General features: G+C 63.6%; 15 protein-coding genes. 7 read left to right on the forward strand and 8 right to left on the reverse strand.

Annotation, left to right across the window (positions count from 1 at the left end):
• Positions 1-2: 2 nt before the first annotated feature.
• The 5 genes from EK369_RS05690 to EK369_RS05710 all read right to left on the reverse strand — a co-directional run bounded on the left by EK369_RS05690 (position 3) and on the right by EK369_RS05710 (position 4,472).
• Positions 3-1,040, reverse strand: coding sequence for a HesA/MoeB/ThiF family protein (locus tag EK369_RS05690; protein WP_127112731.1), 1,038 nt, complete (start codon positions 1,038-1,040; stop codon positions 3-5).
• A complete protein-coding gene (dut, locus tag EK369_RS05695; RefSeq protein WP_127112732.1) occupies positions 1,040-1,516 on the reverse strand; it encodes a dUTP diphosphatase in 477 nt (158 codons plus the stop codon). Before dut ends, EK369_RS05690 begins: the two co-directional genes overlap by 1 nt.
• 22 nt (positions 1,517-1,538) lie before the next feature.
• Positions 1,539-2,732 carry a bifunctional phosphopantothenoylcysteine decarboxylase/phosphopantothenate--cysteine ligase CoaBC gene (gene coaBC / locus EK369_RS05700; RefSeq protein ID WP_127112733.1) on the reverse strand — a complete coding sequence of 398 codons (1,194 nt, stop codon included), beginning with the start codon at positions 2,730-2,732 and terminating at the stop codon, positions 1,539-1,541.
• A gap of 64 nt (positions 2,733-2,796) precedes the next feature.
• Positions 2,797-3,597, reverse strand: a complete 801-nt coding sequence (locus EK369_RS05705) for a ChaN family lipoprotein (protein ID WP_127112734.1) — start codon at positions 3,595-3,597, stop codon at positions 2,797-2,799.
• Positions 3,594-4,472 (reverse strand): RNA polymerase factor sigma-32, encoded by an 879-nt coding sequence (locus EK369_RS05710; RefSeq protein ID WP_127112735.1) that lies wholly within the window; start codon positions 4,470-4,472, stop codon positions 3,594-3,596. Before EK369_RS05710 ends, EK369_RS05705 begins: the two co-directional genes overlap by 4 nt.
• Before the next feature lie 96 nt (positions 4,473-4,568).
• On the opposite strand from EK369_RS05710, the gene cobU reads away from it, so the two are divergent.
• The 4 genes from cobU (at position 4,569) to EK369_RS05730 (ending at position 8,306) form a co-directional block, all read left to right on the forward strand.
• A complete protein-coding gene (gene cobU / locus EK369_RS05715; RefSeq protein ID WP_127112736.1) occupies positions 4,569-5,090 on the forward strand; it encodes a bifunctional adenosylcobinamide kinase/adenosylcobinamide-phosphate guanylyltransferase in 522 nt (173 codons plus the stop codon).
• Entirely contained in the window at positions 5,087-5,662 is a 576-nt protein-coding gene (locus EK369_RS05720; RefSeq protein WP_127112737.1) for a histidine phosphatase family protein, read from the forward strand. Before cobU ends, EK369_RS05720 begins: the two co-directional genes overlap by 4 nt.
• 59 nt (positions 5,663-5,721) lie before the next feature.
• Positions 5,722-6,594 (forward strand): glutathione S-transferase, encoded by an 873-nt coding sequence (locus tag EK369_RS05725; protein WP_127112738.1) that lies wholly within the window; start codon positions 5,722-5,724, stop codon positions 6,592-6,594.
• Positions 6,595-6,797: 203 nt separating this feature from the next.
• Positions 6,798-8,306 (forward strand): YifB family Mg chelatase-like AAA ATPase, encoded by a 1,509-nt coding sequence (locus EK369_RS05730; RefSeq protein WP_127112739.1) that lies wholly within the window; start codon positions 6,798-6,800, stop codon positions 8,304-8,306.
• On the opposite strand, the gene gshB is transcribed toward EK369_RS05730, so the two are convergent.
• The 3 genes from gshB to rsmI all read right to left on the reverse strand — a co-directional run bounded on the left by gshB (position 8,303) and on the right by rsmI (position 10,656).
• Positions 8,303-9,238, reverse strand: a complete 936-nt coding sequence (gshB, locus tag EK369_RS05735; protein ID WP_127112740.1) for a glutathione synthase — start codon at positions 9,236-9,238, stop codon at positions 8,303-8,305. The genes EK369_RS05730 and gshB overlap by 4 nt on opposite strands.
• A gap of 126 nt (positions 9,239-9,364) precedes the next feature.
• Positions 9,365-9,757, reverse strand: a complete 393-nt coding sequence (locus EK369_RS05740; RefSeq protein WP_127112741.1) for a YraN family protein — start codon at positions 9,755-9,757, stop codon at positions 9,365-9,367.
• A gap of 38 nt (positions 9,758-9,795) precedes the next feature.
• A complete protein-coding gene (gene rsmI / locus EK369_RS05745) occupies positions 9,796-10,656 on the reverse strand; it encodes a 16S rRNA (cytidine(1402)-2'-O)-methyltransferase (RefSeq protein ID WP_127112742.1) in 861 nt (286 codons plus the stop codon).
• Between the two features lie 89 nt (positions 10,657-10,745).
• Here rsmI and EK369_RS05750 point away from each other — a divergent pair, with 89 nt between their 5' ends.
• From EK369_RS05750 to murJ, 3 genes are read left to right on the forward strand one after another with little or no spacing between them, the layout of a single operon-like run.
• Positions 10,746-11,906 carry a penicillin-binding protein activator gene (locus EK369_RS05750; RefSeq protein WP_127112743.1) on the forward strand — a complete coding sequence of 387 codons (1,161 nt, stop codon included), beginning with the start codon at positions 10,746-10,748 and terminating at the stop codon, positions 11,904-11,906.
• A 10-nt stretch (positions 11,907-11,916) separates the two neighbouring features.
• Complete coding sequence (locus tag EK369_RS05755; RefSeq protein ID WP_206198039.1) at positions 11,917-14,676, forward strand: [protein-PII] uridylyltransferase; 2,760 nt, start codon at positions 11,917-11,919, stop codon at positions 14,674-14,676.
• Entirely contained in the window at positions 14,673-16,217 is a 1,545-nt protein-coding gene (murJ, locus tag EK369_RS05760) for a murein biosynthesis integral membrane protein MurJ (protein WP_127112745.1), read from the forward strand. Before EK369_RS05755 ends, murJ begins: the two co-directional genes overlap by 4 nt.
• Positions 16,218-16,227: the final 10 nt, after the last annotated feature.

Below are 16,227 nucleotides of genomic sequence, written 5' to 3' on the forward strand. Positions count from 1 at the left end.
GACTACGTTTTGCCCCCACAGACCGGGCAATCCGCGCGGCGTTTCAGCGTGATCTTGCGGCTTTCACCGTAGAGCGCGTCATAGATCATCATCTCGCCGCGCAGGGGCGCTCCGGCATCGGCGATGACCTTGACCGCTTCGACTGCCATCATCGATCCGATGACGCCGGGCAGAGGGCCGATTACGCCCGCCTCGGCGCAGCTGGGGGCGAGACCCGGCGCGGGAGCTTCGGGAAAGACGCATTGGTAGCAGGGGGCACCCTGGGCGGGATCAAAAACGCTGAGCTGGCCCTCCCATTGCGACAGCGCGCCCGAGATCAGGGGCTTGCCCTGTGCAACGCAGATGCGGTTCACCAGATAGCGCGTGTCGAAATTGTCGGTGCCGTCCAGCACGAGATCATAGTCGGCGATCAGCGCGGCGGCGTCCTCTTCAGACAGGCGGCGGTGATAGGGTTTCACGGTGACAAAGGGGTTCTGCGCGGTCATCGCTTCGGCGGCGGAAAACACCTTGGGCGTGCCGATCCCGGCGTCCTGATGGATCACCTGGCGTTGCAGGTTCGAATTATCCACCTCGTCATCGTCCACGATGCCGATGGTGCCCACCCCGGCGGCAGCAAGATACAACAGCGCGGGTGATCCCAGCCCCCCTGCCCCGACCACCAACACCTTGGCATCTTTCAGTTTCTTCTGACCCAGCCCGCCAACCTCGCGCAAAACGATATGGCGGGCGTAGCGGTTGAGTTCGGTGTCGGTAAAGGGGCCTTGTGACACGGGGTCCTCCGGTTTCTGAACACGCGCCTTGAGCCAATTGAGGCCGGCGCGATAGATCAGCACCATGATGGCAAATCCGCCCAGCAACAACCAGAAGTCAGGCGTGTCTCCGGACATCAGGCGGATGGGGTTCTTGTCGGATGGCAAGAAGCTGGCCAGCAGAACGGCCAGATACAGTACCATGATGATCGCCCAGCGCGTGGCGCGCGGCACTTTCATCGCGGCCCCCACCCCCCAAAGCACCGCGGCGAGGAAAAACGGCAGCCACATCAGCCCACCCCGGTCGAGCCAAAGCCGCCGGTGCCGCGGGCGGTGTCTGTCAGATCATCGGTCATGCCAAAGCCCGCCTGCACCACCGGCGCCACGACCAGCTGGGCAATGCGCGCGCCATGCTCAACGTGGAACGGCTCGGACCCGGCGTTCATCACGATGATGCCAAGAGGCCCGCGATAGTCGCTGTCGATGGTGCCGGGGCTGTTCGGGAGGGTGATCCCGTGTTTCAGCGCCAGACCCGAGCGGGGGCGGACCTGTATCTCGTAACCGGCGGGGATTTCGACGCGCAATCCTGTGGGGATCAGGGCTCGGTCACCGGGGGCCAACACCACGCCGCCGCGCGCCTCTTCGGGGAAATTCGCGCGCACATCCGCGCCGGCCGCACCTGACGTCTCGTACGACGGCAAGGCGATGCCCCGGTCAGCCTCTTCCAACCAGCTGAGCCTGATCTGCACCAAAGTCCGCTCCTTCATTTCGCCAAAAATACTCAAAAAATTACGCCAGCGCCGCCGCGATCCGCTCGGCCAGTTGATGCGCGACGTCGTCCTTGCCCATGCGCGGCCAATGTTCGGCGCCGTCGTCAGAGATCAGCGTCACGGCGTTTTCCGTTCCCCCCATGATGCCGGTTTCCGGGCTGACATCATTGGCAACAATCCAGTCACATTGCTTGCGCAGGCGTTTGGCGGTGGCATTGGCGATGACGTCATCGGTTTCGGCGGCAAAGCCCACGACCAGCGGCGGGCGGCCCGTCTGCATCTGGCTCACGGTGGCGAGAATGTCGGGGTTCTCGGCAAAATCCAGCGAGGGGATCGCACCGGCCTGTTTCTTGATCTTGCTGCCCGAGGCACTGGCGACGCGCCAATCGGCCACGGCGGCGGCAAAGATGGCGGCATCGACGGGCAGGACGGAGTGCACCGCATCGAGCATCTCGGCGGCGGTTTCCACCTCGACCACATGGGCGCCTTCGGGTCGGTCGGCATCTGCCGGTCCGGTGACAAAGACCACGTCTGCGCCCAGCGTGGTCAGGGCGCGGGCAATGGCTGTGCCCTGCGCACCGGACGAGCGGTTGGCGATGTAGCGCACCGGGTCGATGGGCTCATGTGTGGGGCCGGAGGTGACAAGGATGCGCCGCCCGGTCAGCGGGCCTTCGGCCAGGGCCGTTTCAATCGCGGCGACAATTTCCAGCGGCTCGGACATGCGACCGGGGCCATATTCGCCGCAGGCCATGTCGCCCTCGTTTGGGCCGACAAACATCACGCCATCGCCGCGCAGCGTCGACACGTTGCGGCGGCAGGCCGGGTGTTCCCACATGCGCACATTCATGGCAGGGGCGACCAGCACCGGCGTGTCGGTGGCCATCAAGAGCGTTGAAGCGAGGTCATTGGCGTGGCCATTGGCCATTTTCGCCATGAGATCCGCGGTGGCGGGGGCAACAACGACCAGATCGGCGGAGCGCGACAGCTGGATATGGCCCATGTCCGCCTCGTCCGTGAGATCGAAGAGGTCCGTATAGACCTTTTCCCCGGCGAGGGCAGAGACCGAGAGCGGTGTCACGAACTCGGCCCCGGCGGCGGTCAGAACCGGCGTGACCCAGGCCCCGCGTTCGCGCAGGCGGCGGATCAGGTCGAGCGATTTAAAGGCCGCGATGCCGCCGGCGATGATGAGAAGAATGCGTTTGTCTGTCAGCATTTTAGCGCCCGGTTAGAGAGTCGAGTTCGACAGTAGGGGCTGTGGGGCCGGGACTCAAGCAGGGCTAGTCTTTCTGAAACGCCAGGCAGGGGTCTTCGCGCGTCGCTTCGGGGGTGATGATCCAGAGATCAAAGGGTTGCGGCTGGTCCGGCGCGCTTTCGAACTGGGCGATGCTGCGCTGAGTGATAGCCCCTGACAGCAGGCGCGGTGCCCCCCAATCGGTGCGGGCGTGACCGTTGCCGGTGATGACCACGACGGGTCCGCCGGTGTCGTCCAGCGCGCGGGTGATTTCGCGCGCCATAGTGGCGTCGCGCAGACGCTGGCCCAGCACCATGCCCGGCAGCATATCGCGCGGCAGGGCATCGCAATGGGCGGCAAACTGTGCGTCTTCGCGGGTGGCCTGTTCGTCCGGAGCAAGCGATGTGGTCAGGCCGAACTGATCCGCGCCATCGCCAAAGGCGGCAACCACGTCACCGCCCATGATGGCGGCGTGCACGGCGTTGCGCGGCACCTGCGCGCCATAGATCTTGGCGCCGCCTGCGGCCTGAAAGATCGGGTAGTACATGGAAAAATCGGGCCAGCCGCTGTTGGCCCAGTCGAGCGTCTGTTCCAGCGCCTGCGGGTCGGCAACAAGGTCGGGCGTGATCGCGGCGGCCTTGTCAGCGGTCAGCATTTCAAAGACCACGGCGGCAGGTTTCAGTGCCGCGACGGCAGCGGCCTGGGTCTCGTGGTGCCAGGGGTTGTCGTGCAGCTCGCCCAGAAAGACCACATCCACGGGCGGCAGAGCCGCGATGGTGTCTGCGGTGATCTCTTCGGCAAGAACGGGGGCAGCCAGCAGGGCGAGCGCCGGAATCAGGTGTCTCATGACACCAAGTCATGCACCCCCACACCCTGACGTTCAAGCAGGCTGCGCATCTTGGTCAGCGCGGCGGCCTCGAGCTGGCGCACGCGTTCCTTGGACAGGCCCATTTCATTGCCGAGATCGGCCAGCGTGCGGCCTTCATCGCGCATGCGGCGTTCACGCAGGATGAACTGTTCCCGGTCGCTGAGCGTGTCCATCGCCTCGTCAAGGCGGGTGCGCAGCTTATTATGGTCGCGGCGGCGTTCGACGGTGTCAGCACCCAGTGCATCTTCGTCTTCCAGAAGGTCGACCCACTCGCGACCGCTGTCTTCGGAGCTTTGTTGCGCGTTCAGGGACATGTCTGAGCCCGCCATGCGGCCCATCATCATTTCGGCGTCCGCCCGCGATACGCCGATCTCGGAGGCGATCTTTTCGCAGATCTGGTGGCTGTCGAGATGCTCGCCCCGCGCCATGGCCTCGCGTTCCAGACGCGCCTGAACCCGGCGCAGATTGAAGAACAGCGATTTCTGCGAGGTGGTCGAGCCGGTGCGCACGATGGACCAGTTGCGCATGACATGATCCTGAAGACCCGCCCGAATCCACCAGACCGCGTAGGTCGAAAACCGAACGCCCCTGTCCGGGTCAAACCGATCGGCGGCCTTCATCAGGCCCAGCGAGGCCTCTTGCATGAGGTCACTTTGCGACAGGCCGGTGCGGCGAAACTTGCCCGCCATCGAGATCGCGAGGCGCAGGTAAGCGCGGATCAGGCGGTGCAGGGCCTCGGCATCACGGTCATCACGCCAGGCCCGGGCCAGAGCGGTCTCGGTCTCGGCATCCAGCATTTCCGCCTTCATCGAGCGGCGGGTGATGCTGCTGGTCATCGGGGCTTGTAAGGTCATCTGGCGTTCCTTCCTGCTTGCGCTCATCAAAGGAATTACGCAACGTGCGGCAAAACGGATCACTCTTTACTTCAGTCAAGTTTGGACCACGAAAATATGATTCTCAAACTCACATTTGTTTTGGGTGCCGCGGCGTCAGGCAAATCCGCCTATGCCGAAGGGCTGGTCATGGGCACTGGTGCGCCTCGGGTCTACATTGCCACGTCACAGGCCTATGACGATGAAATGAAAGAGAAAATCGCCCAGCATCGGGTCCAGCGCGGCGCGGATTGGCGCACGGTGGAATGCCCCTATGACCTGCCCACAGCGTTGGCGGAAATTCGCCCGGAAGAGGTGGTGCTGGTCGATTGTGCAACCATGTGGCTGAGCAATCACCTGTTAAATGACGCGGATACCGAGGCGATGACCCGCGATCTGGTCACGGCTTTGGCGGTCTGTCGGGGGCGCGTGGTGGTGGTGTCCAACGAAGTTGGGATGGGCATCGTGCCGGACAACGCGCTGGCGCGGCGGTTCCGGAACGCGCAAGGCCGGGTGAATCAGGCCCTGGCCGCTGCGGCGGATACCGTGGTTCTGGTGGCCGCAGGATTGCCGCTAGTGTTGAAGGGAGAGAGGCCTTGAGCCGGTTGTTCATGGTGCGTCACGGACCGACCCATGCGCGGTCCATGGTGGGCTGGAGCGACATCCCGGCGGATCTGTCGGACGCGGCTGCCCTGGCCCGGTTGAGCGCCTATCTGCCCGAGGCGGCACCGGTGATCAGTTCCGATCTGAGCCGGGCGGTGGACACGGCAAGCGCCATTGAAAACGGGCGGCGTCGGTTGCCGCATGATGCCGACCTGCGCGAGATTCATTTTGGCGATTGGGAGCTCAAGCGGTTTGACGAGGTCGCGGCGACCGACCCGGAACATATCCGCGCCTATTGGGAGACGCCCGGCGATGTCGCCCCCCCGAATGGCGAAAGCTGGAATGCGGTTTGCGCCCGTGTGGATGGGGCGGTGGACCGGTTGCTGGCGGCGCATGGCGGGCAGGATCTGATCGTGGTGGCGCATTTCGGCGCGATCCTGACCCAGGTGGCGCGCGCCATGGGGCTGAGCGGATCGGATGCGTTTGGCCACAAGATCGACAATCTCTCGGTCACGGTGATCGAGGCCTTTGGGGATTGGGCGGCGCCAGTCATTAATCACAATCCGTGATGGTTTTTCATCAATAATTTTCGTTTTGTGATGTTCAACTGTGCCGCTAGGCTGGCTGCATGACCTATCATTTGCTTGTGGGCGATTACGCCTATTCTTCGTGGTCGCTGCGCGGCTGGTTGTTGTTTGAACGTTTTGGCATTGCCCGAAAACAGACGATGTTGGATTTCTCCGGACGCGATGTGGCGGGGCAGCTGACGGATTATGCCCCGGCGCGCACGGTGCCGACGGTGATCACGCCCGAGGGGGCGGTGGTGTCGGATTCGCTGGCCATTGCCGAAGAGCTGGCCTCGCGCCATCCCGAGGCGGGGATCTGGCCCGGTGACCCGCTGGCACGTGCCACGGCACGCAGCCTGACCGCCGAGATGCATTCTGGCTTTGGCGCCTTGCGCTCGGAATGTCCGATGGGGGTGCGCACGGCCTATGTGAACACCCTGCCCAGCGACCCGGTTCTGGCGGACCTGGCGCGGATTGAAGAGCTGTGGGCCCATGCGCGCAAGATGTGCGGTGGGGAGGGTCCATGGCTGTGCGGGGCCTATTCGGCGGTGGATGCGTTTTATGCGCCGGTGGCGGCGCGGATTGCCGGGTTCAGCCTGCCGGTGGAGGCCGAGGCGGCGGCCTATGTGGCGGCCCACCTGGCCGATCCGGCGTTCCGGCGGTGGCGGGCCATGGGGTTGGTCAGCGGCGCGACCCTGCCGTGGTATGCGCAGGATTACGAGGTGGGCGACTGGCCCGGACCGAAGCCACTGGCCGCAAAGGCCGTGGAGGGGGGCGACGCCGAGAACGACGCCTGTCCTTATTCGGGCAAGCCGGTGCGGGATGTGCTGGAGCTGGACGGGCGACGCTTTGGGTTCTGCAACCCGTTCTGTCGGGACAAGACCGTCGCAGACCCGGAGGCCTGGCCCGCGTTCATGGCGCTGGTGACCGGGTAGCTCTCCCGCCTTGGTCGCATCGCTGGCGCGATGCGGCCGCGTTGGGCGTGGCTCAGCAGAGCTGAGCCTGTTGAAGGGGCGCTGCCCCTCTGGGCCTGACGGCCCATTCACCCCGGGATACTTGGGGCCATAAGAAGCTGATTAACCCTTCGATAACCATGTCGCGTTAACGTTTTGCCAAGGGGTTATGGAGAGTTCTTGGTATGGCGGCACGGTCTTATACGGTGGCGTTTGAGGGGGTGGAGGCCCACACCGTCGAGGTCCAATGCGCGGTGTCGGCCGGGCTGCCTGCGTTCTCAATTGTCGGATTGCCGGACAAGGCGGTGTCCGAGGCCCGCGAACGTGTGCGCGCGGCGTTGAATGCCATGGCGATAGCGCTGCCGTCCAAGCGGATCACCGTGAACCTGTCGCCGGCGGACCTACCGAAAGAGGGCAGCCATTTTGACCTGCCGGTGGCGATCGCGCTGTTGGCAGCGCTGAACATTATCCCGGAAGATGCGGCAGAGGGCTGCGTGTCCCTGGGAGAGTTGTCGCTGGACGGGACTTTGGTGCCCGTGACCGGCGCCTTGCCCGCTGCGATGTCGGCGGCAGAAAGCAATCGGACATTGTTGTGCCCGGCGGCCTCGGGCAGTGAGGCGGCCTGGGTTGGAAATGCACAGGTGATCGGGGCGCAGACCCTCGCCGATGTCGTGCGGCATTACAACGGGCAGTCCCCCCTGCCCCCGTCAGAGCCGGGAGAGGTGACGGCGGCGCCAACGGACCGGGATCTGCGTGACATCAAGGGGCAGGAGCGCGCCAAGCGGGCGCTGGAGATTGCCGCTGCGGGGCGGCATCATTTCCTGATGACCGGGTCGCCGGGCTCGGGCAAGTCCATGCTGGCGGCGCGGTTGCCGTCGATCCTGCCATCTTTGTCGCCGCAGGAGGCGCTGGAGACCTCGATGATCCATTCGGTCGCGGGATTGCTGGATCAGGGTGGGATTTCACGCGCCCGCCCCTTTCGCGAGCCGCATCACACGGCCTCGATGGCGGCGATTGTGGGGGGCGGGCGGCGCGCCAGCCCAGGAGAGATCAGCCTGGCCCATAATGGTGTGCTGTTCCTGGACGAGTTGCCGGAGTTTGCACGCGCGGTGCTGGAAACGCTGCGCCAGCCGATTGAAACGGGCGAGGTGATGGTGGCGCGGGCCAATGCACATGTGACCTATCCGTGCAAGTTCATGTTGGTGGCGGCGGCGAACCCCTGTCGTTGTGGCGAGCTGTTTGATCCTGCCAAGGCCTGCTCGCGGGCGCCAAAATGTGGCGAGGATTACATGGGGCGGATATCCGGGCCGTTGATGGACCGGATCGACCTGCGGCTCGAGGTGCCGCCGGTGGATTTTCGTGATCTCGACCTGCCATCGGATGGGGACGCGTCCGCAACGGTGGCGGCGCGGGTCGCGGCGGCGCGGGATGTGCAGAGTGCGCGGTTTGAGGGGATGGCGGGGCTGCGGGTGAACTCGGACGCGCAGGGCGCGATGTTGGAGGAAATCGCGACGCCGGACGAAGACGGGCGCGCGTTTCTGCAGAATGTGGCGGATCGCTTTGGTCTGTCTGCGCGGGGGTACCACCGGGTGTTGCGGGTGGCGCGCACCATCGCGGACCTGGAAGGGTCCGACACGGTGCGCAAGCCGCATGTGGCCGAGGCGGTGAGTTTCCGGATCGCGGCGGCGGTCTAGGCGCGCTTGGCCTCGATCGCCTGCCAGATTTTCTCGGCAATGTTGACGCCGTCGAACCGCTCGAGTTCCTGAATGCCGGTGGGTGAGGTCACGTTGATCTCGGTCAGGTAGTCGCCGATCACGTCAATGCCGACAAAAACCTGGCCTTTTTCCTTCAAAAGCGGGCCAATGCGGGCGCAGATTTCGCGGTCGCGGTCGCTGAGGGCGATCTTTTCGGGGCGGCCACCGACGTGCATGTTGGAGCGGGTTTCGCCCTTGGCCGGGACGCGGTTGATGGCGCCGACCGGTTCGCCGTCCACAAGGATGACACGTTTGTCGCCGTTGCTGACGTCGGGCAGGAATTTCTGCACGATCAGGGGTTCGCGGCTGAAGCCGGTGAACAGCTCGTGCAGCGAAGTGAGGTTGCGGTCGTTGCGGTCGAGACGAAAGACCCCTGCCCCGCCATTGCCGTAGAGCGGCTTGAGGATGACATCGCCATGCTTTTCCTTGAACGCCTTGATGGTGTCGAGGTCGCGGGCGATGGTCGTGGGGGGCGTGAGGTCGGGGAAGTCGAGCACCAGGAGCTTCTCGGGGTAGTTGCGCACCCAGAAGGGATCATTGACCACCAGCGTGTCCGGCATCAGACGGTCCAGAATGTGGGTCGAGGTGATGTAGTGCATGTCGAATGGCGGGTCCTGACGCAGCCAGATCACGTCAAAATCGGTGAGGTCGACATGGGTCAGCGGGCTGAGGTCAGCGTGGTTGCCCTGTTCCCGGCGCACGGTGAAATGGTGGCCCTTGGCGGTGACGCGACCCTCTTCGTAGGCGAGGTGATCGGGGGAGTAGTAGAACAACTCGTGCCCGCGCGCCTGCGCCTCTTCGGCGAGGCGGAAAGAGCTGTCAGCGTTGATGTCGACCGATTGGATCGGGTCCATCTGAAAGGCGATTTTCATGGGGCGCGTCCCTTAGCAACTTGCAGTGCCCCTTACATGGCGTAGAGACAGGCGCCTTGCAATGCCCCGCACAAGCGTTTCGTGATTAACGCGGGTTTCCAGCAAGTCCTGAGCGTTGCTGGTTGGTCAGGCGGCGAGCGCGTTTTCCAGAATTTGGATTTCGCCATGGGCGTTGACCAAAGCCACGTCAAAGCGGCATTCGGTCAGGTCGCCGCGGGGTTCCCCGGCAAGGAATGCGGCAGCCCCGTCAAAAAGGCGGGCCATCTGGCGCGGTGTGAGGGATTCGGCGGCGCGGGCAAAATCGCGGGATTTCTTGACCTCGACAAAAACCAGGGCGTCGCCATCGCGCATGACAAGATCGAGTTCGCCAACGCCCCGACGACGCCACCGACGGGCCGCAGTTTCAAGACCGTGGTCATGATAGAGACGTTCCACGGCATTTTCCGCGCTGATACCAGAGTGATAGGCACGCTGGCCGCGTTCTGACCGGTCGAAATCGCTGTGGCGGATGAATGACATGGGCGTCCCTCGTTATACGGTGACAGGATAGCAGTGGACTATCGCTTACCCGAGAGTTTTAACGCGGACTGGTAAACAGAACGTTTGTGGGCGCCAAAGGCCTTGGCGACACTTTCGGCGGCGTCGCGCACGGACATGGTTTGCATCGCGTCCTGCAGGGCGGCCTCGATGTCGCCTTCCGAGGCCTCTTGGGCGGGCGCGCGGTCGACCAGAACGACGATTTCCCCCTTGAGCCGCGTGCCGGCAACCTCTTCGGCCAGTGCCGAGAGGGTGCCACGGCGCACCTCTTCGAATTTCTTGGTCAATTCCCGGCAGATCACGGCCTCACGGTCAGGCCCCAGAACACGCGCGGCGTCTTTCAGCATCTCGCCGATACGGTGGGGGCTTTCGTAAAACACCAGCGTGCCGGGAACCTCGCGCACCGCTTCGAGCCCGGTGCGGCGGGCCCCCTTGGCGTTGGGCAGGAACCCGGCAAAGAAAAAGGCATCCGTGGGCAATCCGGCAAGCGTGAGTGCTGTGATGATGGCCGAGGGGCCGGGGGCAGAGGTGACGAGATACCCCGCTTCGGCTGCGTCCCTGGAGAGGTGATAGCCAGGGTCGGCGATCAGCGGCGTGCCCGCCTCAGAAGCGTAGGCGACGGATTTGCCCGCCGCCAGGTGGTCCAGCAATTTGGCCCGTGCCTTGGCGCCGGAATGGTCGTGGTAGCTGAGCAGCGGACGATCGCCGAGGGGCACGCCGTGGATTTCCAGCAGCCGTCGCAGCGAGCGCGTGTCCTCTGCCGCCAGCACATCGGCCGAGGCCAGCACATCCAGTGCGCGAAGGGTGATATCGCGGGCACTGCCGATGGGTGTGGCGACAAAGTACAAACCCGGCTGCAATCTGATTTCGAGATGATTCAAGACTGGACCCAACCCTCGTGTCGTTTATGATCCCCTCCTTAGGCAAACCCCGTCATTTCAGGACCCGCCAGAGGGAGTGAGGATTTTTCATGTTGACCCGTATTAACCCTGCCAGTCGTTTTCTGAAAGGGGCCGCGGTTGCGCTGGCCTTGTTGGGCCTAAGTGCCTGTGTCGAGACGGGCCCCACGATCTCCACCTCGGATCCGGTGCCGGTGGCGCTGTTGGTGCCCTCGGGGTCGAGTGATTCCGGTGACGCGGTGATTGCGCAGAGCCTTGAGAACGCTGCGCGGCTGGCGATTGCGGACCTGCAGGGCGTCAAGATTGACCTGCGGGTGTACAGCACGGCGGGCAATGCGGCGACGGCGCAGGCGGCGGCGGTCAAGGCCGTGGACGAAGGTGCCAAGATCATCCTGGGGCCGCTGCACGGCGAAGCCGCCAATGCTGCGGGCAAGGCCGTGGCAGGGCGCAACATCAACGTCTTGTCGTTTTCCAACAACACCACGATTGCCGGGGGCAACGTCTTTGTTCTGGGCGCGACCTTTGACAACACCGCGAACCGGCTGGCCAGATTCGCCGCCGCGCAGGGCAAGCGCAGCGTTTTGGTCGTCCATGCCAACAACGTTGCGGGCGACGTGGGTCAGCGCGCGATCAACAACGCGCTGTCCGGCACCTCGGCGCGCACGGCGGGCACCGTCGGCTACGAATTCTCGCAAGAGGGCGTGGTGGCCGCGGTCAGCGAGATCAAATCCGCCGCCGAGACCGGTGGTGCAGATGCCATTTTCCTGACGTCCAACACCTCGGGGGCGCTGCCCCTGTTGACCCAGATGCTGCCCGAGGCGGGTCTGAGCCCCAGCACCGTGCAGTATATCGGTCTGACCCGCTGGGATATCCCGTCGCAGACCCTGTCGCTGCCGGGTGTTCAGGGCGGCTGGTTCGCACGCCCCGACGCGGCGCTGACCCAGCAGTTCCAGCAACGCTATGCCTCGGCCTATGGCGGGTTGCCGCATGCCCTGGGTGGGCTGGCCTATGACGGGATTGCGGCGATCGGTGCACTTGTCAAATCGGGCAAAAGCAATGCATTGACCACCAGCGGCCTGACGCAGGGCGCAGGCTTTCAGGGCGTGAACGGAATTTTCCGCCTGCGGAGCGACGGAACGAACGAGCGTGGTCTGGCCGTGGTCACGATCCGCGACAGACAGGTGGTAACCCTTGACCCAGCCCCGACCAGCTTTGGTGGCGCCGGCTTCTGAGGCTGAGCCCATGCAAATTCCCAACCCGCCCGCCGCGCTGATCTGCGCGGCGGAGGACATCTTTGACCGCGAGGCCGTTGCGGCGAAGGTTGCAGAGGCCGCCGGGGCCGATGGTGATGAGCGTGTCTTGCGGGGCGAGGTCGTCAAGATCCTCAACGAGGCACAAAAGGCAGGCCGCGCGGCGATCGAGGCGGCCTATCTTGAAAAGCCGTTTGATGCACGTCCGATGACGCGCGCTTATACCTGGCTGACCGATTGCCTTGTCGGCACCGCGCATTTTGTGGCGACCACCTATCTGCACCCCCTGCCCAATCCAACCGAAGGCGAACGCATCGCGTTGTTCGCGGTGGGGGGCTATGGCCGGGGCGAGATGGCGCCGCAGTCGGATGTCGATCTCTTGTTCCTGACGCCCTACAAGATCACCGCCTGGGCTGAGAGCGTGATTGAGTCCATGCTCTACATCCTGTGGGATTTGCGCCTGAAGGTCGGGCATGCCTCGCGGACGGTCAAGGATTGCGTCCGGCTGGGGGGCGAGGATTTCACCATTCGCACGGCGCTGTTGGAGAACCGGTTCCTGCGGGGCTACGCCCCCTTGGACGAAGAGCTGAACCAGCGGCTGAACAAGGATCTGTTCGAGGGCACGGAGCGGGAATTCATCGACGCCAAGCTGTCCGAACGCGACCTGCGGCATGAAAAGCAGGGCCAGCGGTATATGGTCGAGCCCAATGTGAAAGAGGGCAAGGGCGGCCTGCGCGATTTGCAGTCGATGTATTGGATCGCCAAGTATGTCTATCACGTGCAGAGCGCGCAGGATCTTCTGGAACATGATCTGTTCCGCGAAGACGAGTTGAAACGTTTCGAGCAGGCGGAGAACTTTATCTGGGCGGTGCGTGCGCATCTGCACCTGATTGCAAAGCGGCCCGTGGAGCAGTTGACCTTTGACATGCAGGTCGAGGTGGCGGACCGTATGGGGTACGCCGACAAGGGCGGGCGCCGCGCGGTTGAGCATTTCATGCAGGATTATTTCCGCCACGCGACCAGTGTCGGCGACCTGACCCGCATTTTGCTGACCAAGCTGGAGGCCAACCACACCAAGGCGGCCCCGCTGATGGAGCGGCTGTTTCGCCGTCGCCGCAGGATCAAAAAGGGATACAAGGTCATTCACAACCGGCTGGCGGTGGTCGATGACACGGAATTCCTGAGCGACAAGCTGAACCTTTTGCGGTTGTTCGAAGAGGGTCTGCGCACCGGTTTGCTGATCCACCCGGATGCGATGCGGCTGGTGACGGCGAACCTGAACCTGATCGACGACGACTTTCGCCGTGACAAGGAAGCGCGGCGGATTTTCCTCGACCTGTTGTTGAAGCACGGCAACCCCGAGCGGGCGTTGCGACGGATGAACGAGCTGGGCGTGCTGGCGGCCTTTATCCCGGATTTCGAACCGATCGTGGCGATGATGCAGTTCAACATGTATCACTCGTACACGGTGGATGAGCACACGATCCAGGTGATCTCGAACTATGCCGAGATCGAGCGTGAGGAGCTGGAGGAAGAGCTGCCTCTGTCCTCGGAAATCCTGCGTTTCGGGGTCAATCGCAAGATCCTGATGGTGGCCATGTTGCTGCATGACATCGGCAAGGGGCGGGACATCGACCATTCGATCCTTGGCGCGCAGATCGCGCGCAAGGTGGCGCCGATGCTGGGGCTGAAACCGGCAGAGTGCGAAACCGTGGAATGGTTGGTGCGCTATCACCTCTTGATGTCGGACACGGCGCAGAAACGCGACATTGCCGACCCGCGTACGATCCGGGACTTTGCCAAGCTGGTGTCGACGGTGGATCGGCTGAACCTGTTGACGGTGCTGACGGTCTGCGACATTCGCGGGGTTGGCCCGGACACGTGGAACAACTGGAAAGCCGTGCTGATCCGGGCGCTGTATCGTCAGACCAAGGTGGTGCTGGAAGACGGGATGGAGGCCCTGACGCGCGAAAACCGCGGGGTCGAGGCCAAGAAAAAGCTGCGCGAGGAGCTGTCTGACTGGCCCGCAAAGGCGCTCAAGAAAGAGACCGGGCGGCATTACGATCCCTATTGGCAGGGGCTGCATTTCACCGCGCACAAGATCTTTGCCGAGTTGCTGCGCGACATTGGCGACGACGAAATCCGTATCGACATGCACCCGGACGAGGATCGCGACGCCACGCGGGCCTGTTTTGCCATGGCGGATCACCCTGGTATCTTCAGCCGCATGTGCGGGGCGCTGGCGCTGGTCGGGGCCAATATCGTGGACGCACGGACATTCACGTCAAAGGACGGCTACGCCACGGCGGCCTTTTGGATTCAGGATGCCGATGGCAGCCCGTTTGAAGCCGGACGCCTGAAACGCCTGGAACAGATGATCCACAAGACGCTGAAGGGCGAGGTTGTGACCACCGAGGCGATGAAGTCCAAGGACGTCATCAAGAAACGCGAGCGTGCCTTTAAGGTGCCCACCACGATCACCTTCGACAATGAAGGTTCCGAGATTTACACCATCATCGAGGTTGATACGCGGGACCGACCGGGGTTGCTGTTCGATCTCACGCGGACGCTGGCCAACAGCAATGTCTATATCGCCAGCGCGGTGATCGCGACCTATGGCGAACAGGTTGTCGATGCCTTTTACGTCAAGGACATGTTCGGGCTGAAGTTCCACGCGGCGAGCAAGCAGCGCGCGTTGGAAAAGAAGCTGCGTGAGGCGATTGAAAAAGGCGCAGAAAGGGCACATTCGTGAAACCGATCCGGCTCATGCGGGGTTTTCTGACCGTCGGTGGCTGGACTATGGCCAGCCGGATCCTGGGATTTGTGCGCGACGTGCTGATCCTGGCGCTGTTGGGCACGGGGCCCTTGTACGAAGCCTTTGTGGTGGCGTTCCGCCTGCCCAACATGTTCCGACGGTTTTTTGCCGAGGGCGCGTTCAACATGGCCTTTGTGCCGATATTCTCCAAGAAGCTGGAGGGCGGCGAAGACCCAAAGGTCTTTGCCCGCGATGCCTTTGCTGGGTTGGCGTCGGTTCTGATCGTGCTGACCTTGATCGCGCAGGCAATCATGCCCTGGCTGATCTGGGGGCTGGCCTCGGGCTTTAGCGGGCAGGAGCAGTTTGACCTGTCGGTCGAGTTTGCGCGTATCGCCTTTCCTTACATCCTGTTCATTTCTCTGGCCGCCCTGCTTTCCGGGCTGCTGAATGCGACGGGGCGGTTTGCGGCGGCGGCGGCGGCGCCGGTTCTGCTCAACATCCTGTTGGTGGGCGGTATCTCGATAGCTGCGCTGATGGGCGGTGATGTGGCGCGCACGTTGATCTGGCTGATCCCGGTGGCGGGTGTTGCCCAGCTGGCGCTGGTCTGGGTGGCTGCGGCGCGCGCAGGTTTTCCGATCCGCCTGCAGCGCCCGCGCTGGACGCCGGACATGAAGCGGCTGATCGTCGTCGCCTTTCCGGCCGCATTGGCCGGGGGCGTGGTGCAGATCAACCTGTTGGTGGGTCAGCAGGTGGCAAGCTATTTCGACCGCGCTGTTGGCTGGCTGTATGCGGCGGACCGCTTGTATCAGCTGCCGTTGGGCGTGGTCGGCATTGCCGTGGGTATCGTGTTGCTGCCGGACCTGTCACGACGGCTGAAGGCGCATGACGAAGCCGGGTCGCGCATTGCCTTTTCGCGGGCCACCGAGATTTCGCTGGCCCTGACCATCCCTTGTGCCGTGGCGTTGATGGTGATCCCGCTGCCGCTGGTTTCGGTGCTGTTCGAACGCGGCGCGGCGACGGCAGATGACAGCGCGGCGATCGCCGTGGCGGTGTCGATCTATGGCCTCGGCCTGCCGGCCTTTGTGATCCAGAAAATCCTGCAACCGCTGTTTTTCGCTCGCGAAGACACCAAGAGCCCGTTTCGCTATGCGCTGTGGGCCATGGTCGTGAATGCGGTTGTCGCCGTGGGGCTGTCGCCGTTCATCGGCTGGATTGCCCCCGCCATTGCCACGACGCTGGCGGCCTGGGTCATGGTGGCGCTTTTGTACAAGGGCACACGGCCCATGGGTTATGTGGCCAAGTTCGACGCACGGCTGCGCAAGCGGCTGCCGCGGATTGTCTGGGCCTCGGCGTTGATGGGCGTGGTGCTGTGGATCGTGGCGCTGGTCCTGAGCCCGGCCTTGGGCACAGACGGTTGGCGTTATCTGGCGCTGGCGGTGCTGATTGTCTCGGGTATCGTGGCCTATTTCGGCATTGGCCAGCTGATCGGCGCCTTCCACGTTTCGGACTTTCGCAAGGCATCGCGACGTGGCGGCTAACGCTTTACGC

It is taken from the genome of Shimia sediminis, assembly GCF_003990645.1.
In the GTDB taxonomy this organism is placed as follows: domain Bacteria; phylum Pseudomonadota; class Alphaproteobacteria; order Rhodobacterales; family Rhodobacteraceae; genus Shimia; species Shimia sediminis.